Source organism: Algoriphagus sp. PAP.12 (assembly GCF_026652115.1).
GTDB lineage: Bacteria > Bacteroidota > Bacteroidia > Cytophagales > Cyclobacteriaceae > Algoriphagus.
This window is the reverse complement of sequence record NZ_JAPPSQ010000001.1, coordinates 520,788-547,395: the sequence shown is the minus strand read 5'-3', so window position 1 is coordinate 547,395 and position 26,608 is coordinate 520,788. Positions and strand designations below refer to the sequence as shown.

General features: G+C 37.9%; 26 protein-coding genes and 2 tRNA genes. 15 read left to right on the top strand and 13 right to left on the bottom strand.

The features are described 5' to 3' along the window. Positions 1-91: 91 nt before the first annotated feature. Entirely contained in the window at positions 92-865 is a 774-nt protein-coding gene (gene dapF / locus O0V13_RS02320; protein WP_268033374.1) for a diaminopimelate epimerase, read from the bottom strand. Positions 866-1,045: 180 nt separating this feature from the next. Between dapF and O0V13_RS02315 the strand changes: the two genes are divergently transcribed. Both O0V13_RS02315 and O0V13_RS02310 read left to right on the top strand, forming a co-directional pair. After that, complete coding sequence (locus O0V13_RS02315) at positions 1,046-1,804, top strand: superoxide dismutase (RefSeq protein ID WP_268033373.1); 759 nt, start codon at positions 1,046-1,048, stop codon at positions 1,802-1,804. Between the two features lie 72 nt (positions 1,805-1,876). After that, positions 1,877-2,344 carry a nucleoside triphosphate pyrophosphohydrolase family protein gene (locus O0V13_RS02310; RefSeq protein ID WP_073571485.1) on the top strand — a complete coding sequence of 156 codons (468 nt, stop codon included), beginning with the start codon at positions 1,877-1,879 and terminating at the stop codon, positions 2,342-2,344. A 3-nt stretch (positions 2,345-2,347) separates the two neighbouring features. Here the strand turns inward: O0V13_RS02310 and O0V13_RS02305 are convergent, their stop codons facing one another. The 6 genes from O0V13_RS02305 to mutS all read right to left on the bottom strand — a co-directional run bounded on the left by O0V13_RS02305 (position 2,348) and on the right by mutS (position 8,752). Further along, positions 2,348-3,190: a mechanosensitive ion channel family protein gene (locus O0V13_RS02305; protein ID WP_268033372.1), complete on the bottom strand. Its 843-nt coding sequence runs from the start codon at positions 3,188-3,190 to the stop codon at positions 2,348-2,350. 101 nt (positions 3,191-3,291) lie between these two features. Next, on the bottom strand, positions 3,292-4,743 hold the full coding sequence (gene betB, locus O0V13_RS02300) for a betaine-aldehyde dehydrogenase (RefSeq protein ID WP_268033371.1): 1,452 nt from the start codon (positions 4,741-4,743) through the stop codon (positions 3,292-3,294). A 185-nt stretch (positions 4,744-4,928) separates the two neighbouring features. Continuing rightward, positions 4,929-5,012 (bottom strand) — tRNA-Leu (locus O0V13_RS02295). 73 nt (positions 5,013-5,085) lie between these two features. Then, positions 5,086-5,158, bottom strand: a tRNA-Gly gene (locus O0V13_RS02290). Positions 5,159-5,301: 143 nt separating this feature from the next. Beyond that, on the bottom strand, positions 5,302-6,099 hold the full coding sequence (locus O0V13_RS02285; protein ID WP_268033370.1) for a helix-turn-helix transcriptional regulator: 798 nt from the start codon (positions 6,097-6,099) through the stop codon (positions 5,302-5,304). A 49-nt stretch (positions 6,100-6,148) separates the two neighbouring features. Beyond that, positions 6,149-8,752, bottom strand: a complete 2,604-nt coding sequence (gene mutS, locus O0V13_RS02280) for a DNA mismatch repair protein MutS (protein ID WP_268033369.1) — start codon at positions 8,750-8,752, stop codon at positions 6,149-6,151. A gap of 79 nt (positions 8,753-8,831) precedes the next feature. Here mutS and O0V13_RS02275 point away from each other — a divergent pair, with 79 nt between their 5' ends. Further along, positions 8,832-9,365, top strand: coding sequence for an RNA methyltransferase (locus O0V13_RS02275; protein WP_268033368.1), 534 nt, complete (start codon positions 8,832-8,834; stop codon positions 9,363-9,365). 92 nt (positions 9,366-9,457) lie between these two features. Here O0V13_RS02275 and O0V13_RS02270 read toward each other — a convergent pair whose 3' ends face one another. The 6 genes from O0V13_RS02270 to O0V13_RS21650 form a co-directional block, all read right to left on the bottom strand. Continuing rightward, on the bottom strand, positions 9,458-9,871 hold the full coding sequence (locus tag O0V13_RS02270) for a hypothetical protein (protein ID WP_268033367.1): 414 nt from the start codon (positions 9,869-9,871) through the stop codon (positions 9,458-9,460). Positions 9,872-9,914: 43 nt separating this feature from the next. After that, positions 9,915-10,358, bottom strand: coding sequence for a PaaI family thioesterase (locus O0V13_RS02265; protein ID WP_268033366.1), 444 nt, complete (start codon positions 10,356-10,358; stop codon positions 9,915-9,917). A gap of 9 nt (positions 10,359-10,367) precedes the next feature. Beyond that, positions 10,368-10,946: a hypothetical protein gene (locus tag O0V13_RS02260; RefSeq protein WP_268033365.1), complete on the bottom strand. Its 579-nt coding sequence runs from the start codon at positions 10,944-10,946 to the stop codon at positions 10,368-10,370. Between the two features lie 64 nt (positions 10,947-11,010). After that, complete coding sequence (locus O0V13_RS02255; protein WP_268033364.1) at positions 11,011-11,769, bottom strand: SDR family NAD(P)-dependent oxidoreductase; 759 nt, start codon at positions 11,767-11,769, stop codon at positions 11,011-11,013. Continuing rightward, positions 11,766-12,314 carry a YfiT family bacillithiol transferase gene (locus O0V13_RS02250; RefSeq protein ID WP_268033363.1) on the bottom strand — a complete coding sequence of 183 codons (549 nt, stop codon included), beginning with the start codon at positions 12,312-12,314 and terminating at the stop codon, positions 11,766-11,768. Before O0V13_RS02250 ends, O0V13_RS02255 begins: the two co-directional genes overlap by 4 nt. Before the next feature lie 5 nt (positions 12,315-12,319). Then, positions 12,320-12,643 carry a ComF family protein gene (locus O0V13_RS21650; protein WP_326492699.1) on the bottom strand — a complete coding sequence of 108 codons (324 nt, stop codon included), beginning with the start codon at positions 12,641-12,643 and terminating at the stop codon, positions 12,320-12,322. Between the two features lie 455 nt (positions 12,644-13,098). Between O0V13_RS21650 and O0V13_RS02240 the strand changes: the two genes are divergently transcribed. From O0V13_RS02240 to O0V13_RS02185, 12 genes are all read left to right on the top strand, one after another. Beyond that, positions 13,099-13,440, top strand: a complete 342-nt coding sequence (locus tag O0V13_RS02240) for a carboxymuconolactone decarboxylase family protein (protein WP_073571476.1) — start codon at positions 13,099-13,101, stop codon at positions 13,438-13,440. 6 nt (positions 13,441-13,446) lie between these two features. Next, the gene (locus tag O0V13_RS02235; protein ID WP_073571475.1) at positions 13,447-13,809 is read left to right on the top strand and encodes a hypothetical protein; all 363 of its coding nucleotides are present in this window, start codon (positions 13,447-13,449) and stop codon (positions 13,807-13,809) included. A 3-nt stretch (positions 13,810-13,812) separates the two neighbouring features. Further along, positions 13,813-14,577 (top strand): exodeoxyribonuclease III, encoded by a 765-nt coding sequence (locus O0V13_RS02230; RefSeq protein ID WP_268033362.1) that lies wholly within the window; start codon positions 13,813-13,815, stop codon positions 14,575-14,577. 35 nt (positions 14,578-14,612) lie between these two features. Next, positions 14,613-15,014 carry an ATP-binding protein gene (locus O0V13_RS02225; RefSeq protein WP_268033361.1) on the top strand — a complete coding sequence of 134 codons (402 nt, stop codon included), beginning with the start codon at positions 14,613-14,615 and terminating at the stop codon, positions 15,012-15,014. A 1-nt stretch (position 15,015) separates the two neighbouring features. After that, on the top strand, positions 15,016-15,441 hold the full coding sequence (gene ybeY / locus O0V13_RS02220; RefSeq protein ID WP_268033586.1) for an rRNA maturation RNase YbeY: 426 nt from the start codon (positions 15,016-15,018) through the stop codon (positions 15,439-15,441). Between the two features lie 79 nt (positions 15,442-15,520). Next, positions 15,521-17,386, top strand: a complete 1,866-nt coding sequence (mnmG, locus tag O0V13_RS02215; RefSeq protein ID WP_268033360.1) for a tRNA uridine-5-carboxymethylaminomethyl(34) synthesis enzyme MnmG — start codon at positions 15,521-15,523, stop codon at positions 17,384-17,386. Beyond that, positions 17,376-18,281: a methyltransferase domain-containing protein gene (locus tag O0V13_RS02210; RefSeq protein ID WP_268033359.1), complete on the top strand. Its 906-nt coding sequence runs from the start codon at positions 17,376-17,378 to the stop codon at positions 18,279-18,281. The genes mnmG and O0V13_RS02210 overlap by 11 nt, the downstream gene beginning before the upstream one ends. After that, positions 18,278-19,966 carry an Ig-like domain-containing domain gene (locus O0V13_RS02205; protein ID WP_268033358.1) on the top strand — a complete coding sequence of 563 codons (1,689 nt, stop codon included), beginning with the start codon at positions 18,278-18,280 and terminating at the stop codon, positions 19,964-19,966. Before O0V13_RS02210 ends, O0V13_RS02205 begins: the two co-directional genes overlap by 4 nt. A 445-nt stretch (positions 19,967-20,411) precedes the next feature. Further along, a complete protein-coding gene (locus O0V13_RS02200) occupies positions 20,412-22,160 on the top strand; it encodes an AMP-dependent synthetase/ligase (protein ID WP_268033357.1) in 1,749 nt (582 codons plus the stop codon). A gap of 254 nt (positions 22,161-22,414) precedes the next feature. Beyond that, positions 22,415-22,876 (top strand): MarR family winged helix-turn-helix transcriptional regulator, encoded by a 462-nt coding sequence (locus tag O0V13_RS02195; RefSeq protein WP_268033356.1) that lies wholly within the window; start codon positions 22,415-22,417, stop codon positions 22,874-22,876. Positions 22,877-22,917: 41 nt separating this feature from the next. After that, on the top strand, positions 22,918-25,323 hold the full coding sequence (locus O0V13_RS02190; protein WP_268033355.1) for a 3-hydroxyacyl-CoA dehydrogenase/enoyl-CoA hydratase family protein: 2,406 nt from the start codon (positions 22,918-22,920) through the stop codon (positions 25,321-25,323). Positions 25,324-25,379: 56 nt separating this feature from the next. Further along, positions 25,380-26,555, top strand: coding sequence for a thiolase family protein (locus tag O0V13_RS02185; protein ID WP_268033354.1), 1,176 nt, complete (start codon positions 25,380-25,382; stop codon positions 26,553-26,555). Positions 26,556-26,608 lie beyond the last annotated feature (53 nt).

Below are 26,608 nucleotides of genomic sequence, written 5' to 3'. Positions count from 1 at the left end.
CTATGTGATTCTAAAATCGGGCTCTAAAATTAAGCCCTTTTTATTACAATTGATAATTCGATCCTCGATCTCTCCGATGATCTTTTGGTGATTATATTTCTATTTCTCCTTTGAAAACCTGAGTTGCCGGCCCGATTAACCAGACATTGTCCATACTTCCGTCTTGATTTTTATGAAAACGGACAGAAAGGTTTCCTCCTAAAGTCTTGATTTTCACTTCTGCATCAGTCTTATCCTGAGCAAAAACAATGGCTGCAGCTGTAACACCGGTACCACAAGAAAGAGTCTCATCTTCGACACCTCTTTCATAGGTTCTTACGAAAATCTCATCCTCCGAGATTGGCTCCATAAAATTAACATTGGTGCCTCCTGGAGCATACATTTCGTGGTACCTCATTTTTTTACCTTCAGAAAATACCGGGTAATTCTGGATATCCTCTACTACGCGTACATGATGCTGAGTTCCGGTATTCACAAAACAATCATCCCCTTTTGCTTCGATTCCTGGGACATTGATCATCAAAAGCTCTACAATTCCGTCTTTCAAAATTGCCTCATGTGGTCCGTCAACAGCCAAAAAGCTAGTTTTGTCCTGAATGATTCCCAAAAATCCTGAAAATGCAACGGCACATCTTGCACCATTTCCACACATACTCTGGGATCCATCGGCATTGAAATAAATCATTTCAAAGTCATAATCAGGATGATTCCTAATTAAAATCAAGCCATCGGCACCCACACCAAACTTTCGGTCACAAAGTTTTGTTACCAAAGCCAAGTCTTGAACATCAAAACTCTCACTTCGGTCATCAATCATGACAAAGTCATTTCCAGTACCTTGATATTTATAGAAGGTTGTCTGCATATTTCGATAAAATGCTTGGTCAAAAACCCAACCAAGCCTTAGTTCGGATGCAAACATAACCAACTTGTCACAAAATCGGACTTAATGTCTGATAACCAATTTCAATTCTACCCGATATTGGTTAGCTTCATACTTTAATTTAATCAAAAATTGTAGCCAACGAAATCAATTTAACTTGTTATGAAACCATTAGAAAGCGCAATATCCAGAAGAAAATTTCTTTCAAATAGCTCAAAAGCCGGTTTGGCAGTAGGATTAGTAGGTTCGGGAATTTTGACCGCTTGCAGCAATTCTGCCTCCGGAGCAGATAAAGCCATTTTGGCAACTTCTTTCACCCAAACTCCATTAGCTTACGATTATTCTGCTTTGGCACCGAATATCGATGCGATGACCATGGAAATACACTACACCAAACACGCGGCAGGTTATGCCAAAAATTTAGGTGCAGCGATCGAAGAAGAAAGTGTGGATACTAATAAGCCATTGGAAGACGTCTTGGCGAATATTTCCAAGTACTCCACCAAAATGAGAAACAACGGGGGTGGTCATTATAACCACGAATTGTTCTGGAAAATCATGTCTCCAGAAGGAGGCGGAATGCCACAAGGTGATCTTGCTGAAGCGATCAATTCTTCATTTGGAAGTTTTGATGCCTTCTCTGAAGAATTCAACAATGCCGCAAAAACCAGATTTGGTTCAGGATGGGCATGGTTGGTAGTCGGTGCAGATAAAAAACTGGCTGTAGGATCCACCGCAAATCAGGACAATCCATTGATGGATATTTCTGAATTCAAAGGAACACCACTTTTGGGACTGGATGTGTGGGAGCATGCCTATTATTTAAACTATCAAAACAGGAGACCTGATTACGTTTCAGCTTTCTGGGATATCATCGATTGGAATATGGTATCAGATAGATTTGCTGCAGCATCTATGTAATATAAATTGAATCAAAAAAAGGCCGGAAATTCCGGCCTTTTTCATTTATTTCGAGCAATAATTTAAAACATCATGCAAGATCCCAAGTCACTTACTTCCGTCGCTTTATTTCACGAAACTTTCAAACACCCTGTATTGCCGGAGCCAACCATTCCATCTGAAACCAGATGCAATCTGAGAGTTTCATTGCTTTCCGAGGAATTGAAAGAATTAGAAGAAGCGATTGAAAACAAAGATTTGGTGGAGATTGCCGATGCTCTTTGCGATTTGCAATACGTTCTTTCAGGAGCCATTTTGGAATTTGGACTGGGAGAGAAGTTCAAGACTCTTTTTGATGAAGTGCAGCGATCCAATATGAGCAAGGCTTGTAAGACTGAAGAGGAGGCAAAAGCTACGGTTGCTCATTATGAAGCTAAAGGCACTCCTAGTTTCTATGAAAAAGAAGGAGACTTATTCCTTGTTTTCAGAGAAGGCGATCACAAGACATTGAAATCCGTCAATTATTCTCCAGCGGATTTGAAAGGGATATTGGAAAAATAATAATTAGGCTTCTTTAAAGCCTTCATCTCTATAATTCTTGATTTCAAGTACACGGGCAGGTAAATTATAACCTGCCTTTTCTAATTCCTCCAAGACCTGGACAATTGCATTTGTTTTTACCTCCATGTCTCCAATTTCTCGATCGAAGGTATCCACCCAAAAAGTTACCTGAAGGTTAAGGGTACTTTCTGCCAGGTCTGAAATCCAGACGTTCGGCTTTTTCTGATTATTCAAAACACCTTTTACTTTGCTGATTGCTTCTAAAATCACTTTCATGGCACCTTTGTAATCGGACCCATAATCCAGCCCAATGATAAAATCATAGCGAAGAAATCCGTCAATGGTATAATTAATAAGGGGGTTTTTAATGATTTGAGCATTGGGGATAAAAACATCCTTTCCATCTCCTGTTTTGATTTGCGTATCTCTAAGATTGAGCGTCAGGACAGTTCCACTCACTCCATCTATATTGACTATATCGCCTACTCTAAAAGGTCTTTTGAATGCCAATAGGATCCCGGCCAGGAAGTTTTCTCCGATATCCTTAAGTGCAAACCCAATTACAAAAGCAGAAATCCCTGCCCCAGCAAGCAATCCGGAAACCACACCCGTTAAACCTACAAAGCGAAAAACCACCATAAATCCAGCTAGGATTATGATCAGACGGAAAATCACAGATAAGAAATTTGCCAAAAGGGGATCATCCATCTTGGATAGCAATCTTCTTTTAAGAGCTTTCTGAAGAAAATTAGCTAGGAAATAAAATAGAATTAGAATCCCTAAAGAGATTCCCAGAATCTTGAGGGTCCCGTAGGTCTCATCCCAATTGATATCGAAAAATTCCATAAAGAAATGTAACTAAAAGCATTGGTGTCAGCAAGTAGATATAAAACAAAAAGCCCCACCTGCAATAATTATCGGAGTGAGGCTTTCAGAATATTCAAGGATCAAGAAAACGGATCTCCCAAATCGTTCATGGCGACATAAACCGTTTTGAGTTGAGAATAATGCTCAATTGCTGCCAAACCATTTTCTCTACCAATTCCTGATTGTTTGTTTCCTCCGAAAGGTATTTCTACTGGATTGATATTGTAAGTATTGATCCAACACATTCCCGCCTGTAAGTTTCCAACCACTCGATGCGCTTTGCGGATATTTTGAGTATAGACACCTGCTGCTAGCCCAAATGGAGTATCATTGGCTCTTTCGACTACTTCTTCTTCTGATTGGAAAGTCAAAACAGACATCACCGGTCCAAAAATTTCCTCCTTCACGATCTTCAAATCATCCGAATCACAAAGGAAAATGGTAGGCTCCACGAAGAATCCTCCCTCACATCCTGGCACTTTTATTTGATTTCCTCCTAGCACCAATCCAGCTTCTTTCTTTCCCTCAGAGATATAGTGCATCACTTTATCAAAATGATTTTGATTAATCAGTGCGCCTAATTGAGTTTTAGGATCTGTAGGATCTCCAACTTTTAGCTCTTTGGTGCGATCTACCAATTTATTTAAGAATTCCTCACGTATTTTTTCATGGACAAAAACTCTGGTTCCATTGCTACAGATTTCTCCTTGGGTATAAAAATTTCCAAGCAATGCTCCATTGACAGCTTCATCCAAATCCGCATCTTCAAAAATGATAATTGGAGATTTACCTCCCAGTTCCAAAGTAACATGCTTCAATGTATTGGCTGAAGCAGCCATAACTTTTTTGCCAGTTCCAACCTCTCCTGTTATAGAGACTTTGGCTATCGCCGGATGAGCCGTCATCATTTTACCTACTTCGGCATCCCCTTGAATGACGTTGAAAACGCCATCAGGCATTCCTGCTGCTTTGAAAACCTCTGCTAATTTGTATGCAGTCAAAGGTGTCAATTCTGCTGGTTTGAAAATCATGACATTTCCACAAGCCAATGCCGGCGCAGCTTTCCAACAGGCGATTTGAATTGGGTAATTCCATGCTCCAATTCCTGCACAGATGCCTAAAGGCTCTCTTTTGGTATAAGCAAAGTCTCCTCCTAGATTGACATGCTCTCCATGAAGAGCGGGGGCAAGGCCGGCATAATATTCTAGACAGTCCGCTCCTGAGATCACATCCACTGCAATTGCCTCGCGGATTGGTTTACCGGTATCTTGACATTCCAGGTTTGCCAGTTCTTCATTCTTTTCTCTCAATAGCATAGAAGCTCGATGCAAAATCCTTCCTCTTTCGGTTGGGGACATAGCAGACCATACTTTAAACCCTTTTTTAGCTGAGCGTATTGCCTTTTCAAAATCCTCTTGTGAAGCACTAGTCACTTGATGAGTCTTTTCTCCAGTGGCAGGGTTGAAGTTATCAAAGGATTTACCTTTTCCTTCAACAGAATTGTTATCGATAAATAAAGGGATGATCTGCATTTCTTGGGATTTTTTTAAGCCTTTTGGAAATTGAATAAAATAGAAAAAGGGCAAAAGTTGAATGGTCATTCAAATTTATAGGTCTCAGTAACCAGACCCAAGGAACATGGGATTGTTTTTGAAAAAATTTGAAATCAGTAAGGCTTATAAATACAAAAAGCCCCGCATTTCTGCGAGGCTTAAAGTACCAGGAGCGGGAATCGAACCCGCACGGCCTAAAGGCCACAAGATTTTAAGTCTTGCGTGTCTACCTATTCCACCATCCCGGCTTGCTCTATTCGAAAATAGAGAGGCTTTATTATTGTCCTAAAACAACAAAGCCCTTGAATCAAGGGCTGTTTGAGCGAGAGACGAGATTCGAACTCGCGACCCCGACCTTGGCAAGGTCGTGCTCTACCAACTGAGCTACTCTCGCTTATTTGGACTAACTCGGAACGTGATCCGAGCGAATTGTGGATGCAAAGGTAAGACCCTGATTGGTTTTTACAACAGTTAGGATGAGAAATTTTTTAAAGATTTTTTCCAAAAAGTCCATTCTGACTGATTATCAGCCATTTTTCAAAAATCATAAGATGCTAAAATATTTGCAATCTCCCCGATATTTCTGGCTCCAAGCTTCCGAAGTATATTTTTCCGATGAGTCCCTACGGTGTTTACTGAAATATTCAATTGCTGGCTGATCTCTTTGGATACAGCTCCACTTAGCATCAAATCAACAATCACTTTTTCTTTTTTGGTAAGCTTGACCTCTCTTTTGCTAGGAGAAGTTTTGGATACGATTACACGATTACCCCCTTCTTTGGTGAAAGAGTAATTCCAATCATATTGTTTGATTTTGGGAGTATTCATCAATGGTAATATGATGTGTAAATCCATCACAAAATTCCCATCACCATCAATCAAATAAGGTCTTACTTTTCCCACAATCCAAGTTTCCTTCTTCGTTTTGCGATGAACAATTCTTGTAGTATAGGAATACTCAAATGTATGGCGCTCTTTGATACTGATCAGTTGAAATGACTCCAAAACAAGATTCCAGAATTTCAACATTTCCATTCTATCCTCCGGATGAAAGATAAACATGGTCGCCTCAAAGCCCATCTTCTCAAAAACTGAAGGATGAACTCCAGTATACTTTTCAATTCTTCCTGCAAAAAAGGCTAGGTCCAAATTTCTATAGTCAAAACTACAAAGCATTAAACCATCCCTCATCCCTAGATTTTCACTAAGGGATTTGAGGTTTTTAATTAACTCTTCTTCATTCGGATGGCTCTTGAATTCTTGATCCGACCACTTTTTAAAATACTTTAAATACTTCTCCTGCCTTTTAAGGTCTTCTAAAAATACCTTATCCATACAGCCTTTGTCAACTAATAATTAGGCATAAGATACTAAAAATTCAATCCTAGTCTAATTTTTTCTTTATCTCATGCAATTTTAACAAAGCTTCTATTGGAGAGATAGAATTTATATCAATTTGGTCCAATAACTCCTTCGCATCCTTGAATTTTGGATCGATTTCAAAGAGGCTCATTTGATAATTATTCTTAGGAATAGACTTCAAATTATCACGGTCTTGAGCTACTGCTTTGTCTTTTTCCAAATGTCCCATGATCTCTGCAGCTCTTAATACTACTGGATTTGGCATTCCTGCCATTTGAGCCACATGGATACCAAAACTATGTTCACTCCCTCCTTCCTTTAGCTTTCGCATAAATATGACCTTGTTTCCCACTTCCTTCACAGAAACATTGAAGTTCTTGATTCTTGGAAAATCTTCCGTCAATTGATTCAACTCATGGTAATGGGTGGCAAAAAGAGTCTTTGCCTTGAAACTTTCATGATTATGCAAGTATTCTACGATGGACCATGCAATCGAAATCCCATCATAGGTAGAAGTACCACGACCAATTTCATCCATCAAGACCAAGCTTCGATCAGATAGGTTATTCAAAATGCTGGCAGTCTCTGTCATTTCCACCATAAAAGTGGATTCTCCACGAGACAAATTATCGGAGGCACCCACACGGGTAAATACTTTATCAATGATTCCCACTCTTGCAAAAGAAGCAGGGACAAAAGATCCCATTTGAGCCATCAAAACAATCAGGGCCGTCTGTCTCAAAAGAGCGGACTTACCGGCCATGTTTGGACCAGTGATGATGATGATCTGCTGACTATCATGATCCAGATAAATATCATTGGGGATGTAATCTTCTCCAGGAGGAAGTTGCTTTTCGATTACCGGATGACGACCATCTTTGATTTCCAGGGTTTCTGTATCAGATACTTTAGGTCTGCAATAATTATTTGTCAAGGCTACTTTTGCAAATGACAGCAATGCATCCAAAGTCCCAATAACTCTGGCATTTTGCTGGATTTGGGTAACGAACTGAGCTGTTTCGGTCACCAATTCCAGAAAATACTTTTGCTCCAAAGCGATCATTCGCTCCTCTGCATTCAAGATTTTTTCCTCGTATTCTTTCAGCTCTTGGGTGATATATCGCTCAGCATTCACCAAAGTCTGCTTACGAATCCACTCTTCGGGCACCTTGTCCTTATGAGCGTGTGTTACTTCGAGATAATATCCGAAAACCTTATTGTAAGCGATCTTCAAAGAAGTAATTCCCGTATTCTGGATTTCACGCTGCTGAATTTGTACCAAATAGTCCTTGCCCTTGTTGGCCAAGTTGCGATACTCATCCAAATCCGTATCAACTCCATCTTTGATCACTCCGCCTTGATGAACTAGCATCGGAGCATCTTCCTGTAATTCTCTTTCAATCTTTTCAAGAATAAATTCACAAGGGTGAATCTGGTCAGAAAGTCTTTTTAGAGTCGGGTTCTCCTGATTTTTCAACAGATCCTTGATCGGCAAAATTGCTTTCAATGCTCTTTTGATCTGATTCATTTCCCGAGGATTGGCACGTCCTACCACCACTTTGGAAATCAATCGCTCCAAATCACCGATATGCTTCAATTGATCGACAATCTCATCAATCGTTCCAGGGTTTTGATAGAAGAAATCAACTACATTTAATCGCTCTTCAATAGGGGCTTTTTCCTTTAGTGGCAAAACCATCCATTTTTTCATCATTCTCGAACCCATCGGAGTCACCGTCTGATCCAAAATCTGAATCAAAGGAACGCCTCCTTCATGCTGGGGGAAAACCAATTCAAGGTTTCGAATGGTGAATTTGTCCAACCAAACATATTTCTCCTCTGCAATTCGAGAAATAGCTGAAATATGCTGAATCTCCTTATGCTCGGTTTCTTCCAAATAATAAAGAATAGCTCCAGCAGCTACGATTCCCAGCTCCAAATCTTCGATCCCAAAGCCTTTCAAATTGGAAGTTCCGAAATGTGTTTTTAGTCGCTCGTAGGTATAATCGTATTGGAAAACCCAATCTTCACAATGGAATGTGATATAATCAGTCTTGAATAAATCAGCAGCTATTTTTTTGGAAGCTTTTGAAAAAATGATTTCGGAAGGAGAAAAACTCTGGAGCAATTTTTCCAAATAAGATGAATTGCCTTCGGCACACATGAATTCACCTGTGGAAACATCCAAAAAGGAAATTCCGTGTTTCTCTTTCCCAAAATGGATAGATGCCAAGTAATTATTTTTTCGAGTATCTAATACTTGATCATTGTAAGAAAGTCCTGGAGTCACCAATTCGGTCACACCTCGCTTTACAATTCCTTTGACGGATTTTGGATCTTCCAATTGATCACAAATCGCCACTCGGTTTCCTGCCCGAACGAGCTTTGGCAAGTAATTATCCAAGGAATGATGAGGAAAACCTGCCAATTCGATATGGGAAGCAGATCCATTGGCTCTTTTTGTCAATACAATATCCAACACCTTGCTTGCTTTGACAGCATCCTCCCCAAATGTCTCATAAAAGTCACCCACCCGAAATAGCAATAATGCTCCAGGATGTTTTGCTTTGATGGCATTGTATTGCTTCATCAAGGGAGTTTCTTTTCCGTCTTTGGCTTTACTCATGAGTACAGTTTAATTCTCTTAAATTTGGGGGAACGAATAAAGTTTGAAAATAGAGTATAAGCAAGGCAGATCAAAAAAGATGAAGAAATTAAGTATGGAAGAGCTCGAAAGACTCTCCGTTGAAGAATTTAAAGAGACAGAAAAATCGCCGATCGTTATCGTTTTGGATAATGTGAGAAGCTTGAACAATGTGGGTTCTGCTTTCCGAACGGGTGATGCTTTTCGTGTAGAGAAAATCTATCTCTGCGGAATCACTGGTACTCCCCCTCATCGAGATATCCAAAAAACGGCTTTGGGAGCCACCGAATCAGTCGAGTGGGAATATTGCTTGAATACTGGAATTGCTATCGATAAATTGAAATCCGATGGATATCAACTTTGTGCTTTGGAGCAAGTGGATCAATCTGTAATGCTCAATGAATTCAAACCTGAAAAGGATAAAAAATATGCCCTCATCTTCGGAAATGAAGTTTTTGGCGTCGAAGAGAGCGTATTAAAAGCTTGCGATCAAGTATTGGAAATCCCACAATTGGGGACCAAACACTCTTTGAATATTTCTGTATCCCTTGGAATCGCCGTTTGGGATTTGATGGTAAAGTTGGAGCAGTTTTAAAGAATTTAACTTGTCGAATTGTCAAATTGAGCGACGTCGAAATGTATTTGTTAAAAGGACTTCGACTCCGCTCAGTCTGACAAATCAAAATTCTATTCCTTCAAGAATCTATATCGAATTCCAAAGGACCCTCGAAATAAAACACCTTCCTCAAATCCAATAATTGGTGCAGCTTCCATATGAAAACCGAAATCCTTTTTATTGAAAGGATAATAATTAATTCCTGAAGCTAGTACTACACCATCAAATAAATTCACTCTCAGACCTGCGCCAGCATAAATTTGAGTACTTTCCTCAGACTTGATCAAATAATTTCCAAGGAGTTCAAATCCCAAGTTTTCCACATAATTATCAGTTCCGATACGAAATTCAGGAAGCCATCTTTCACCAATTTGATGATTTACTCCTAAAAAAGGCAGATTACTTTGGTGGAAGGAAACACCCCATTGTGCAAAGGAAAGAGTGGAAATAGTACAAAAAGCAAATAAAAATAGGATTTTTTTCATTGTGTAAAATTAAATTGTGGTATATCAAAAAGTAAGATACTAACTAAAAGCCTAGATCTGAAATTTTCACGTGAGTTTTAATCATATTGGAGCTTGCTTTGGCTACAATCTTTCCAGATTCTTTTTTGATAACGACATCCCAGTGATTTAGGTTGGAGCCACTTCTCACCAACTTTGCAGTCACTTCCAAAGTCTCACCGATTTGAGCAGAGGAAAGGAAGTCCACGTGCAGATTAACTGTGGTCATCAAGAATTCAGATTCGGCAACGTAATTAGCCATTCCGATCACGTCATCCATCATCAAAGAAGCGACTCCTCCATGAAGAATTTTGGCGGGGTTGCACATGTAAGATTGAACGGTATAGGATACTTTGATTTTACCCACTTCTATTTCCAAAAGAGTACCAGCCAACCAATTTCCTGCTGGAGAAGGAGTTTTATCTAAAGTTTTTCCGATTTGAGATTGAAAGAGTTCGAGAGCTGTCATTTTTTATCATTAGGATTCAAGAATCCTAAAATAATCTTCCAAAATCCGTTTCAGTCCTTCTTTTTCCACTTCTTTCTCCCAAAGAGGTATTTTTTGTCCTTGATCAAAAATGAAAAATTGAGAACCAGACTCAACAAAAGGGATGAGCTTTTGGATATTTTCCCAATGCTGAAATTTGTTTCCATCATCCAATATGAATTTCTGAGATACAGATTCATTTTGAACTTCAATTTCTATGGGCCATTCCAGATTTATAGGTTCAAGATATAAATAGGCCTCATCCTGAACAGGATTTAGAATCAAAATCATATTGACGAAGGGGGAATTATCAAATGCTTTGAGATCCTGATGTCTAAAAAGCGTCATTCCTGCATCTGATCGAACTTCTCGATTATATTCTATTGCTTTCAAATTCAAAAAATACAATCTCGCCGAATCGCTCATCCGAAAAGTATGATCCTCTCCAGTATTGTTCGCTCGTTTGGAATTGAAAAAAGAAAGAGCCAAAACCATCAAAATCGAGGCTAGACCAAAGATTTTGATGATTTTGACTAATTCGGGAGTGAAAATTGGGTCATTGGAAGCCATGAATTGGAAATCAAGTCTGGTTAGTTGCTTTCAATTCAATAAACTATTCAAAGCCCTTGAGGTTTTATCGAACGTAAGAGCCCGCATTAATATCTATGGAGGTACCAGTAGCATGATCTGCCAATCCTGAACAAAGCAAAGTTACCATTGGAGCAATATCTTCTGGACGCGTCAATTCATTAAGTGCTATATCATTTAAAGCAAACTCCTCTCCATATTCAGACAGAATTTCTTCAGCCATATCCGTTCTTGTAAAGCCTGGTGCAATCAAAAAGGCTTTTATTCCTTGCTTTCCATAATGCCTTGCCATGGATCTGGTTAAACTTACCAAAGCCCCTTTCGAGGCCCCATAAGCCAAATAATCTGTGGTATCACCTCTAAATGCTGCTCTTGAAGAGATATTGACTATTCTTCCTTCTTTTTGCGGCTTTGCCTGATCCACAAACTCTTTACACAAAATCCCAACGGCTGTTGAATTCACAGCCATTGTTTTTTCCCAAATAGCCAACCAATCATCAGTTGCCAAAGTATCAGGAGCCGATATAGCAATCCCCGCATTATTTACTATTCCTGACAATGGACCATATTTCTCAACCAAAGAAGGAATAAATCCTGAAACCTGAGAGGAATCAGACAGATCACATTTTTCTATAAAAGCTGAGTTCTTTAGTTCTTGAAGCAATTTTTCAGCTTCTATTTGATTGGAATTGAAATGAATGATCACTTCAGCACCAGAATCAGATAATTGTTTTGCAATAGCTCTCCCAATTCCTCGAGAGGCACCAGTTACCAGAATTCGTTGATTTTTTAAGGATACATTCATGGCGTAGGACTCGTCCAATTTTCACGAATCATCAATTGCTGGATATGGGAAAGGTGATGCTGGGAATGCCAAGCATACATGTGTGCCACCTCAAGCAAGGTCTGTTCTTTTTGGCTTTCGGGATGAAAGTATGTTCTCTGAAAATCTGCTTCAGTCATATGTTCTAGGATTGCCACCCACTTTGCATGAATCAATCGGATCAAAGCGAGAGATAATTCAATTTCAAAAGAATAATCTGAAAGTTTGGCCCATGCAGCCTCATCGTAAGGTTTGATAGTTGGAGTATCTTCTGTCAAAGCCAATTTGAAACGTATCAGAGCATTCATATGACTATCACCAACATGATGAATCACTTGCCTTACAGTCCATCCTCCGGGTCTATAGGGGGTATCCAATTGTGGTTCAGACAAATGCTTTACCGTCTCCATCAGGTGTTCAGGCAAGGATTTTATGGTCTCTATTGCCTTTTTAAGGCTATGTTCATCAGAATTTGGATCAAATTGGAATTTTCCAATGGGGTATTTTAGGAATTCTATATCAGTCATTTTTCTTAGATTTTTCCGCCTGCAGCGATACATGCTAAATCTACATTTTTTGCATGATTAGCCAAAAGGACATTGGCACAAGAACATAAGGTAGCACCGGTAGTCATCACATCATCTACGAGTAAACTATTTTTTCTTACAATTCTGGCAGGATTAATTAGCTCAAAAACATGATCAACATTCTCCAGTCGCTCCAATCTTGATTTTTTAGTTTGGGTCTCTGTTAAAACTACCCTTTTCAAATTGAGCTCCATTGGAATATGCAATAATTCACTGAGTCCTTTCGCAAACTCTTCACTTTGATTGTAGCCTCTTCTGTGTCTCTTCATTTCATGCAAAGGCATAGGAACTATCGCATCTCAATTAGAGTTAAAATTACTGTTTATCAATAATTTAGCATACATATTACCCAAATAGAGCCCTATTTCAGGTTTATTTCTGTATTTGAGTTTAATGGAGTATCATTTGGCTTTTACCTGATTTAGAAAAGTTTAAAAAAGCCATCACATGACCTACCTTGGTCAAACCCTCAATTTTAGACTTTAAATCATTGTCCTAGGATCTCAAATGGTAATTAGTAATGGGTAATTTTCCTTGGCGATGAGTGCAAAGACAAATTTCTGCATCGATCAAATTACGACCACAAAGCTCACAGTTCCGTGGAAAAATTAGATCTAAAAAAACTTTGAGTAAAAGTAAACGCATAGACGCTTTGCTCTGTTATTCAAACTGCTGACTTATATGCTGTATATTTGCAGTTAATTCATCCTTAACTATTAATTTAATGAATTTGATAGAGGAATTCAATGATTACAGAGCCCGCATGAATGATAAAATCATGGCGGAGGATAATAAGGTAATCAAGAGGTTTTTCAATTTGGACACCAATGCCTATGCCGAAGGTGCTTTGGATATTAAATCCAAAGAAATGATTGGGCTTTCATGCTCCATGGTATTGAGATGTGATGATTGTATCAAATACCATTTGGGCAAATGCTATGAGGTGGGCCTCACCAAAAAAGAAATATTCGAAGTATTTTCCATTGCAACTCTTATTGGAGGATCCATTGTGATTCCACATCTTAGAAGAGCTGTCGAATATTGGGAAGAACTTGAAAACCAATAATATAAAGTGTTTAAAAGAGATCTTGATTTAGAAAAAAAGTGGTCCAAATTATTAACTGGACTGGAAGAAAGCATTGGGAAAAAACCCAAAGACTTAAATGGCGTACTCTTTCTTATTGGAGTACAAGAGTTGGGTCAGGGAACCAAGGTTTTTTCAAAAGAACAGAAGCAAGATCTGATGCATATTGCAGTCTGCAAAGTATTGAGTTATGCAGGCTACTATGAATTGGATTTTGTGGATCAGGAAGGATGGCCACATTGGAAACTAATGAAAGAATTACCGCATTTTGATCTTTTAGATCAGGAAAAGCTCCTAAAGATTCAAATTCTTGAATATTTTGAGAAGGAATACCAAATAGAGATTAAATAAAGCATGAAGATTATATCTTATAATGTCAATGGAATTAGGGCAGCCATGAAAAAAGGTTTTGTAGAATGGCTAAAGCAAGAAAACCCAGATATCATTGGTATTCAGGAACTTAAAGCAGATATTTCTCAAATAGACCCTAGTGTTTTTACAGACTTGGGCTATGAATTATATTGGTTTCCAGCTGTCAAAAAAGGATATTCTGGAGTTGCCATTTTCACTAAAATCAAACCTAAATCTGTCAAAATAGGAATGGATTTAGGGAAGTATGATGATGAGGGAAGATTGATCCAAGCGGAGTTTGATAACTTTTCATTTCTATCAGCCTATTTTCCTTCTGGAACTACAGGAGATATCAGACAGGACTTCAAATATGAATTCCTAGATGATATTTATGGTTACATGCAAGACTTGAGAAGGGAACATCCAAATTTGATCTTAAGTGGAGACTACAATATCTGTCACAAGGCCATAGATATTCATAATCCAGTTTCAAATAAAAATTCATCTGGTTTTTTACCTGATGAGAGAGCTTGGATGGACAAGTTCACCGAATCTGGTTTTATAGACACTTTCAGACATTTCAATAAAGAACCACACAATTATTCCTGGTGGAGTTATAGAGCTGGAGCGAGGGCCAAGAATTTGGGTTGGCGAATTGATTACCATATGGCAACCGAACCTTTGCAAAACAAATTGAAAAGTGCCGTAATTTTGCCAAATGTAGTCCATTCGGATCATTGCCCAATTGTAATGGAAATTGAAGATTAAATACAAAAAAATATTACCCATAGCATATAAAAAGAATGAATTCAATAAAAATTTCAATACCATCTCTAATTGAGAACATTAAAATCATAGAGAGTTTTATTGATAATGCCCGAGAAAAATTCGAGATCAATGACGATATCTATGGGAATATTATGATTTCTGTGACTGAATGCATCAGTAATGCAATCATTCACGGTAATCAAGGAAATAAGCAAAAATTGGTTCATTTGGAATTGAAAGCCGAAGAAGATCAACTTCAATTTATCATAGAAGATGAAGGAAAGGGTTTTGAAATAGAAACTTTACCAGATCCAACTGCTCCAGAAAACATCGAAAAACCAGGAGGTAGAGGAATCTTTTTGATCAAAAACCTTACAGACGAAGTCAAATTCGAAGAAGGTGGAAAAAGAACAGTTCTATCCTTTTACATGGATTAAGATGGCTATTCATTTCTTTTCAGAGGAAACTCCCTTTCAATTGAAACAAAAACTTAATCGAAAGAGGTGGTTAAAAGAAATCGCAGAAGGTGAGAATTATTCAATTAACGAATTGAATTACATTTTCTGCACGGATGAATATCTCTATGAAATCAATGTAGAATATTTAAATCACGATACCTATACAGATATTATCACTTTCGACAATTCAGAAATAGAAGATGAGATTGAGGGTGATATTTTCATTAGTATAGAAAGAGTAAAAGACAACGCTTCTAAACACGAAGTATCAATCGAAGACGAACTCAGTAGAGTAATCAGTCATGGATTATATCACCTGATAGGATACAAGGACAAGAAAAAAACTGAAGCAAAATTAATGAGAAGCAAAGAGGAATTTGCTATCAACTTATATAAGAAATATTAAACGTTCCACGTGGAACACCTTACAATAACAGGTTCGTGAAAAGTGAAGTGTTTCACGTGGAACAGTAAAACATAAGATCATGTTTCCAAAATATGATGTCATAGTTGTAGGCGCAGGACATGCAGGCTGTGAAGCTGCACATGCTGCAGCAAAGATGGGTTCAAGTGTATTATTATGTACTATGAACATGAATACTATTGCCCAAATGTCATGTAATCCAGCAATGGGTGGAGTGGCAAAAGGTCAAATAGTAAGAGAAATTGATGCTCTAGGAGGAATGTCTGGGATTATCTCTGATAAATCCATGATACAGTTCCGTATGCTCAATCGATCAAAAGGACCAGCAATGTGGTCTCCAAGATCTCAGAACGATAGAATGAGATTCGCCGAAGAATGGAGATTGGCACTTGAAGCGACACCAAATGTAGATTTCTGGCAAGAAATGGTCACAGGAATCACAGTAAAGGATGGTAGGGTTACTGGAGTTAGAACGGGAATAGGAATCGAAATAGAAGCAAATTCTGTAGTCCTTACCAATGGAACATTCCTAAACGGAATCATCCATATAGGAGAGAAACAATTTGGAGGAGGAAGAACAGGAGAGTCAGCCGCTAAAGGAATTACTGAACAATTGGTATCCCTAGGCTTTGAGTCCGGTAGAATGAAGACTGGTACACCTCCTAGGGTAGATGGCAGAAGCTTAGACTACTCCAAAATGGAAATCCAATATGGTGATGAAAATCCAGAAAAATTCAGCTATTCTGACTCAACAACACCTTTAAAAGATCAAAGAAGCTGTTGGATTACTTATACCAATAAAGAAGTTCATGAAACACTGGAGACTGGTTTTGATAGATCTCCTATGTTTAATGGCCGAATTCAAGGTTTAGGACCAAGATATTGTCCATCTATTGAAGATAAAATCAATCGATTCGCTGAACGAGAAAGACATCAAATCTTTGTAGAACCAGAAGGTTGGGATACAGTAGAAATCTATGTAAATGGTTTCTCAACATCTCTACCAGAAGATGTTCAATATAAAGCAATGCGAAAAATAGCAGGTTTTGAGAATGCAAAGATGTTCAGACCTGGATATGCTATTGAGTATGATTTTTTCCCACCTACCCAATTGAAATTGACATTAGAAACTCAATTAGTAGAGAATCTATATTTTGCTGGACAGATCAATGGCACCACAGGATATGAGGAAGCAGCTTCTCAAGGATTAGTGGCAGGTATCAATGCATCCTTAAAAACCCAAGAAAAAGATCCATTAATCCTGAAAAGATCTGATGCATATATCGGAGTATTGATTGATGACTTAATCAATAAAGGTACAGAAGAACCCTATCGAATGTTTACATCAAGGGCTGAGTTTAGATTGCTCTTAAGACAGGATAACGCTGATTTAAGATTGACTGATATTGGTTATCAAATTGGTTTGGCAAGTGAGGAGAGATTGGAAAAAATGCATTCCAAAAGAGATGAAACGGCCAAATTGATCAATGATTTGAAACAAAAGAAAGTTGTTCCAGACGAAGTAAATGAAGCTTTGAATGCAATCAATACTGCAGAAATCAAAGAGAAAATCAGTGTTGAAAAATTATTGAAAAGACCTCAAGTAGGAATTAATGATTTGAAGACTTTGGATAAGGATTTAGAAATTTATCTCAATAAGTATTCAAAAGAAATATTGGAGCAAGCTGAGATCCAAATCAAATACGATAGCTATATAGAGAAAGAACAGCAAATGGTTGAAAAGCTTTCAAACATGGAAAACTATCGAATTCCAATTAAATTCGACTATTTAGCTATACCAGCACTATCTGCCGAAGGAAAGCAGAAATTGAATAAAATTAGACCCGAAACACTAGGTCAAGCATCAAGAATAAGCGGTGTATCACCAGCTGACCTATCTATACTTACAGTATACCTTGGAAAATAAAAAGATAGAAAGACTTACTAAATGCCCACTTTGCAAGAGTGGGCTTTTTCTTAATCATACGGAAATAACAGATTTTGCCGTAAGTAAGGAATCATTTATTTTATGTAAGTGTACCAAGTGCCAATTGGTATTCACCAATCCACGTCCAACAGAAACAGCCGTCCAACCTTATTATGATTTTCCGGAATATTACTCCCACAATAATGAAGGGAAATCATTAACATCTGTAATCTATGGACAGGTTAGGAATCTTGCCATTAGTAAGAAATATAAACTGGTAGAATCTCTAAATACAGAGAAATCAATATTGGATATCGGATGCGGAACAGGAGACTTCCTTAAGTATGTCCAAGACAAAGGCTGGTCAGTAAAAGGACTGGAGCCAAATAAAAAAGCAAGACAACAAGCATCAGAAAAACTAGGTATAAAAGTCCTGAAAAGCCTAGAAAAATTAGATTCAAAAGAGAAGTTTGGAGTTATTACTCTTTTCCATGTATTAGAACATATTCATGAGCTAAAAAAAGGACTAAAATCAATTATAAACTCCTTATTATCAGATGGTTATATCATTATAGCCGTACCAAATCATGAAAGTAAGGATGCTGAAAAATATGGTAAATATTGGGCAGGTTGGGATGTACCAAGACACCTCTACCATTTCAATGATTCTTCTATAGAATTCCTAGCTGAAAAGTATGATCTAGAGATAATTGATAAGAAACCTATGGTATTCGACAGTTACTATGTTTCACTACTTTCAGAAAAGTATCAAAATCCAGAAGCATCCGTTATATCGAATTATTCAAAATCCGTGATAGCAGGATTCAAGTCAAACAGAGCCGCATCTAAAAGTGGCAATTATTCAAGTAACCTTTACATCTTAAGAAAGAAGTGAAATCTTTTCAGTCCATATTCTTCCTATCTCTTCTCTTAACCCTTTCTAATTGTGCAAAGCAAAGTGCTCCACAAGGCGGTCCAAGGGATGAAGATCCCCCGCAACTTTTGGAAGCAGATCCAGTAGATCAAAGTCTCAATACGAAACCTGAAGAGATCAATCTGATTTTTGATGAATATATCAAGCTGGACAATCCAAGTAAAAATATCATCATCACACCAAGATTGAATAAAGATGAGATTGTTACAACTGCTTTAAAGAATACACTCAACATTAAATTAAATCAGGATCTGGAAGAAAACACAACCTATGTATTCAACTTCCAGAAATCAGTCCAAGACTTTTCTGAGGGAAATCCAGCAGAAAATCTAAAGCTCGTTTTCTCTACAGGTCCAACCATAGATAGTTTAGAAGTTACAGGTTCTATCAATTATTACTTCCCAGAAAGAAGAACTGAATATAAAAATGTAATTGTTGGTCTCTATCCAGAGAATGACACCACAGACTTATTTACTGCTTCACCTTATTACATATCACAAGTAGATACAGCAGGAAATTATAAGATCACAAACATCAAAAATGGAAGATATAGAGCTTACGCTTGGAATGATGAAAACAACAGTTTAAAAGCTGAATACAAATCAGAACAGAATGATTTCATCTTAGATACTTTAGATATCAATGAAAACATTTCAGGCTTAAACTTCAATTTATCATTATCTGATTTAACTCCTTTAAGGCTATTAAGATCATCTTATTCAAATGGAAGCTATGATTTCATACTCAATAAAAATCCAATTGAAATCAAACTGGAGAATGAAGAATTGGGTCAATCTATTTTTTATACCAAAGAAGATAAACGAATCAAATTATTCTCAGATAAAGTAAGGGAGGACAGTCTTTCTTACAAAATCAATTTGATAGATTCTGTTGGTAACAAAGTAGACACGCTGATATGGGCAAAATTTCCAGAGAATAACAGAAAACCAGATGAGCTAACTACATCAACCAATGCTGGAAAGAATTTCATCGACACTTTAAGAGCCACATTTACTTTTAGCAGACCAATTATTGAGATCAATACGGATTCATTATTCATTCCCATTGATTCAACTACCAGAATCGCTATTAAAGAGGACATGTTCTTTTTAAAAGATTCTTTAATGAGGAATATCCTTGAATTCAAGATTCCGTTAACAGACAGCACCAAAATAGAATCATTTGTCCTTACAGCTGCAGATTCGACTTTTAAGGATATTCAGGGTCAATACAACGAAAAAGCTATCACGGCCAATTATAAAAAGATAAGGCCAGAGACATTGGCTGATCTAATTCAGGGGACCATTTCGGATGCAACAGGTCCTTTTATAGTACAGCTTTTAGATTCTAAAGGAAACCTATATCGAGAACTATTTATAGAAGAAGGAAATACCTATCAATTTGATAAAGTAGAAGCAGGATCCTATCAAATAAGAGTTATTGAAGATAAAAATTCCAACAGAAGATGGGATCCAGGAAATTTCTTTGAAAACAGGCAGGCAGAAAAAGTTTATTACTATTTGGCTCCGGAAACCAATAGCAAAAGTATAGTCATAAGAGGAGGATGGACCAATGAAGGATTGGATATTACCCCTTCAAAAACCACTGGATTGGAATCAAATAAACCTGTGGAAAACCCTGAATAAACCTGTTGATAAAAGAACCGAAACTAGTGGCCAATTCACATTTATACACAGTGGAGTTCATTAACAGACGAGAACAAAAACATTTCGGGGATAAACCAAGAATTTTCAACATTACAAAATCAAGATTTCCACAGGAGATTTAACCACGGATAAAAAAAGGACAGAAATCCACAAAAAAGTATCAAAAACCATAAGTATTTAAATTTCAAAATAATAGAAGTGGATAAGCTGGGGATAAGTAGTAGATAAGCCATGTATAAATACAGTACATCCGTTAAGAAAAATAAAAAACCTACTTACCCACATTTCCACAGCCTTAATAACCTTAATAAGAAACTTTTTAAAAATTAATCTAATAGGATTATAAGCGAGTGGATACTGTGGATAAGACTGTTTAGGCAAGAAGATTTTGGTTATATTAGATGGAAGCCCACCGAAACCCAAAATGAACTTAACAAGACTCTTTGATTTGATTCCTTATCAGATCGCAACTTTTGATAAAGAAATTTCACTCGCTAATAAAGAAAATGGAGAATGGATTACTTATTCATCTAGAAAGGTCAAAGAGATTGTAGACAATTTAAGTTTGGGTCTGATCTCTTTAGGAATTTCTCCTGGAAAGAAGGTTGCGATAATTTCTGAAAATAGACCAGAATGGAATTTTGTTGATTTAGCAGTCCAACAGATTGGAGCTATATCAGTCCCGATGTATCCAACGATTTCAAGCGATGATTATGCCTATATTTTTGATCATGCTGAGGTTGAGATGATTTTTGTAGGAGATCAAACCATCTATGAAAAAGCTGCTGAGGTAGCTGGCGAAAGAAAAATATATTCCTTTAATCAACTTGATGAAGTTGAGCATTGGACTTCAGTAAGTACTCTAGGAGAATCAGGAGATATTTCAGTTTTGGAATCTCTAAAGGATAATGTCAAAGAAGAAGATCTTTTTACTATCATTTACACATCTGGAACAACAGGCAGACCTAAAGGCGTCATGCTTTCCCATAGAAATGTTCTTTCCAATGTAAAAGCTGTATCTAAGTATTTTGTTCCAGAAGAAGGTGTTTCTAAAGCCTTGAGTTTTCTTCCCCTTTGTCATATTTATGAGAGGACCGGAGCATTTTGTTTTATGCAAAAGGGATTTTCAATCTATTATGCTGAGAGTCTAGAAATGATCGGAGATAATATCCGTGAGATTCAACCTCAAATGTTCAATTGCGTACCGCGTCTTCTTGAAAAAATATATGATAAGGTAGTTGCTAAGGGATATGGGCTAAAAGGTATTAAAAAGCAGCTATTCTTTTGGGCTTTGAACCTTGGGATGAAATACGAACCCAATCAAGAAATGGGTGCTTGGTATGATTTTCAGCTCAAACTCGCCAACAAACTGATTTTCTCAAAATGGAGAGAAGCATTGGGTGGAAATATCGTTCAGATTACTTCTGGAGCTTCTGCTCTTCAACCAAGATTGGCCAGAATCTTTTGGGCTGCACAAATTAAGGTTTGCGAAGGTTATGGTCTTACAGAAACTTCACCGGTAATCACTGCATCGGTACCAAATCATGAAGGAATACGAATTGGTTGGGTAGGAAGATTGATGGATGATGTAATAGTTAAAATCGCTCAGGATGGAGAAATTTTGGTAAAAGGTCCGAATGTGATGATGGGATACTATAAACAGCCAGATTTGACCGCTGATGTTTTGAAAGATGGTTGGTTTCATACTGGAGACATAGGTGAGCTAGATGGAGATTACCTAAGGATTACCGATCGGAAAAAAGAGATGTTCAAGACATCGGGGGGAAAATACATTGCACCTCAAGTCATGGAGAATAAATTTAAAGAGTCTGTACTGATTGAACAGGTCATGGTAATCGGTGAAGGTAAAAATTATCCTTCTGCGCTAATTGTTCCAAATTTTGAAGCTCTCCGGGAATATTGCGGACGAAAGGGAATCCCTTACACTACCGATGAGGAAATGATTCTAAGGGATGATATTATTGAGAAATTCCAATCTGAAATCGATCAATTGAATAAATACTTTGGAAAGTGGGAGCAAATCAAGCGGTTTAAACTTTTACCAAGCGCTTGGGGAATTGATTCAGGTGAATTGACACCTACCATGAAATTAAAAAGAAAGGTAATCCATCAAAAGTATGCTCAAGAAATTGAGGCTATTTATGAGAATTAAGACTAGTTTGATTCATATCAAAAAGTAATCATTTCTTCATGTTCCAATTATTCAGAATTAAATTCCGAAAAATGGTAAATATTTAAATAAAATTTTATTTAGATTCCTGATTGTAATATTTTTTGGAAGTTAATTTCATATTCTTCGTTTTTTCCAAGGAAAATTTGTGATGCATGCATCACTTTTAACTTTAATTAGTATGCATGCATACATAATTTTTTTAAATTAGGTGAGCTCAATTGAAGGGATTACCTATGAAGAGAGAAGAAACTGTCGATTACCATATTAAAAGTGCCTGGCATGCCATATCAAGGATGTACAATCAACAAGCAGCTGAAGAAGGCTTTACCACAGCCATCGGATTTGTATTGATCAACATCAACTCCAAGGAAGGAACGCCAGCTACAAAAATTGCCCCCATGATTGGTTTGGAGACTCGTAGTTTGACTCGAATGCTCAAAACCATGGAGGAGAAGGGACTTATTTACAAAAAGCCAGATCTGGTGGATAAGAGATCCGTTAGGATATTCTTAACCGAAGAAGGTAAAAAGAAAAAAGAAATCTCCGTAAGAACTATTATGGATTTCAATGAGCAAGTCAGAGAGGTGATTCCTGCATCTGATTTGGAAACATTTTTCTCAGTATTTGAAAAATTGCAAATGGTCATTGACCAGGTAAGTGGCAATGATGTGAATAAACCCATTTATGAACTTTAAACCTGATTGAATAAATCAGAGACTACCAAAAACCCAAAAAAATGAACAAAACCATTAAAAAAGTAGCCGTCCTAGGCTCAGGAGTAATGGGATCCAGAATTGCCTGCCATTTTGCCAATATTGGTGTGCAGGTGCTTTTACTGGACATTGTGCCTTTTGAACTTTCTGAGGAGGAACAGAAAAAAGGGCTGACGAAAGAAAGTCCTCTTGTGAGAAATAGAATTGTAAATAGTTCTCTTCAAAGTACTTTAAAATCTAAGCCTTCTCCCATCTATGAGATTGGGTTGGCTTCCAGAATAACAACCGGAAATTTTGACGATGATCTTCCTAAAATCAAAGATTATGATTGGATCATAGAGGTGATCGTTGAGAGATTGGATATCAAGCAGCAATTGTATGAAAAGGTTGAAAAATATAGAAAACCGGGTACTTTAATCACATCCAATACTTCTGGGATTCCTATGCACATGATGTGTGAAGGTAGAAGTGAAGATTTTCAGGAAAACTTTGCCGGAACCCACTTTTTCAATCCACCGAGATATTTGAGACTCTTGGAAATTATTCCTGGTCCAAAGACAAAACCTGAAATCATCGATTTCTTGATGAAGTATGGCGATTTGTATCTAGGTAAAGAAACTGTTCTCTGTAAAGATACACCTGCATTCATTGCCAATAGAATTGGGGTTTATGCCATTATTTCAGCGATGCATACCATTGAAAAAATGGGAATGGGCGTTTCTGAAGTGGACAAACTGACTGGAACTGTGATTGGTCGCGCGAAGTCAGCGACTTTCCGAACCATGGATGTGGTTGGATTGGATACTACGGTAAACGTGGCCAACAACCTTTACAAAGCTCTACCACATGATGAATCCCGAGATGTTTTCAAGCTTCCAAAAATTGTAGAGGTACTTTACAACAATAAATGGTTTGGAGATAAAACTGGACAGGGTTATTTCAAAATGATCCGTCATAAGGATGGTAGAAAAGAACTGAAAGAGATTGACTTTGAAACATTCGAATATAAGGATGTAGAAAAACCAAAATTTAAAGCTTTAGAGGCTTCTAAAGAGATTGAGGACTTGAAAAAAAGAATCAAATTCTTGGTCAATTTTGAGGATAAGGCAGGTGAGTTTTATAAGACCACTTTTTATGATCTCTTCAGGTACTGCTCATTCAGAATTCCTGAAATCTCAGATGAATTGTATAGAATCGATCAAGCTGTTTGTGCTGGATTTGGATGGGAATATGGTCCATTCGAAAATTGGGACATTTTAGGCTTGAGGGAAACAATCATGGAAATGAATTCCATGGGGATGAAGCCAGCTGATTGGGTTCAGGAAATGCTCGACAATGGAAATGATACTTTCTATAAAGTAGAAGGAGGAAAAAGACTTTACTACGATATTCCTTCTAAATCCTATAAAGAAATTCCGGGAATCGAAGAATTTATCATTCTGGATACCCTGAAAGCGGCGGGCAAGAAAATTTGGGGAAATCCTGGAGCCTCAGTTTATGATTTAGGAGATGATGTGATCGGATTGGAATTCCATTCCAAAATGAACACGATGGGTCAGGAAGTCGTCGAAGGAATTAATACTGCTATTACCATGGCAGAGAAATCCTTTAAAGGATTGGTCATTGGAAACGAAGGAGGAAACTTCTCAGCTGGAGCCAATTTGGCCATGCTATTTATGTTTGCCGGTGATCAAGATTTTGATGAAATCAATCTGATGATCGCTCAATTCCAAAATACCATGATGAGAGCAAGGTATTCTTCCATTCCAGTAGTGGTTGCACCGCACAATATGGCATTGGGTGGCGGTTGTGAGCTTTCTCTTCATGCCGATCATATTCAAGCCCACGCTGAACTTTATATGGGATTGGTGGAAGTTGGAGTTGGCTTGATTCCGGCTGGTGGTGGTACCAAAGAAATGACTAGAAGATTTGCCAATTCGGTGGTTGCCGGTGATGTGGAATTAAACCGTCTTCAGGAGTCTTTCTTGAATATCGCTATGGCGAAGGTTTCTACATCTGCGATGGAGGCTAAAGGTCTGGGCTATCTCCAAGCAAAGGATGGAATCACAATGAACAAGAAGCGACAGATTTCCGAAGCTAAAGAGAAGGTTCTAGAATTGGCAAATGAAGGGTATACCCAACCGATTCAGCAAACCAATATTCAGGTTTTGGGTAAGCAATCCTTGGCATTGTTTGATGCGGGAATTACAGGAATGAGTTATGGTGCCTATATCTCTGAGCATGATGCAAAAATTGCCAGAAAATTGGCTTGGGTGATGTCTGGTGGTGATCTGTCCTCACCGACAATGGTTTCAGAACAGTACTTATTGGACTTGGAAAGAGAAGCTTTCTTGAGCCTTACCGGTGAAAAGAAAACTTTGGAACGAATTCACAGCATTTTGTTCAAAGGAAAACCATTGAGAAACTAGATTCTAAGTAGGAAGCACTTTAAATCCAATAACTCAATTACAAATCTCAAAATAACATGGACGCATATATAATAAATGGATATAGATCGGCTGTTGGAAAAGCCAAAAAAGGAGGATTTCGATTTTATCGACCTGATGATTTGGCAACAGATGTGATTACCCACCTGATTGCAAATACGCCTGGTTTGGAAGCAAGTATGGTAGACGATTTGATCGTTGGAAATGCCGTACCAGAAGCAGAACAGGGTATGCAAATGGGAAGAATGATTTCCCTCATGGCCTTAGGAATAGATAACCCAGGTTTCATTATCAACCGCTATTGCGGATCTGGCTTAGAAGCCATCGCTTTAGCAGTGGGAAAAATCAAAGCTGGAATGGCGGATTGTATTATTGCCGGAGGTACTGAATCTATGTCTTTGGTTCCGATGATGGGATACAAGACCGTGCTTAACTACAAAATTGCAACGGAACATCCTTCCTATTATCTAAGTATGGGATTGACTGCAGAGGAGCTGGCCAAAGATTATGATATCACCAGAGAGCAATCCGATGCATTTTCAGTGAGGTCTCACGAAAGGGCTTTGGCTGCAATTGCCAGTGGAAAATTCAAAGAGGAAATAGTCCCTGTAGAAGTTGAAGAAACCTATGTAGATGATAAGGGGAAAAAGAAAACCCGAAAATTTGTAGTTGATACGGATGAAGGACCTCGAGCAGGGACTACGATGGACGTGTTGGCAGGATTGAGACCCGCATTTAAAAATGGTGGTCAGGTTACTGCTGGAAATTCTTCACAAACTTCAGATGGAGCTTCTTTCGTGGTGGTGATGTCTGAGCGCTTGATGAAGTCACTCAATTTGGACCCAGTTGCTCGGATGATGGCTTATTCAGTAGCCGGAGTTGATCCAAGAATCATGGGGATAGGTCCAAAAGAAGCAGTTCCAAAAGCATTGAAACAAGCAGGGCTTAATTTAAGTGATATCGGTCTGATCGAATTGAATGAAGCATTTGCAGCACAGGCTTTGGCAGTTATCAAGTCTTTGGACATGGATGAGGAAATCGTCAATGTCAATGGTGGAGCAGTAGCATTGGGCCACCCGCTTGGTTGTACGGGAGCCAAGCTTTCTGTTCAGCTTTTCAATGAAATGAGAAGAAGAAATGAAAAGTATGGAATGGTAACCGCTTGTGTAGGGGGTGGCCAGGGAGTCGCTGGAGTTTTCGAATTATTGAAATAAATCTTCATTATTTAGAATTCATCATTCGAAATTAAACCGAAAAGTCTATTGTC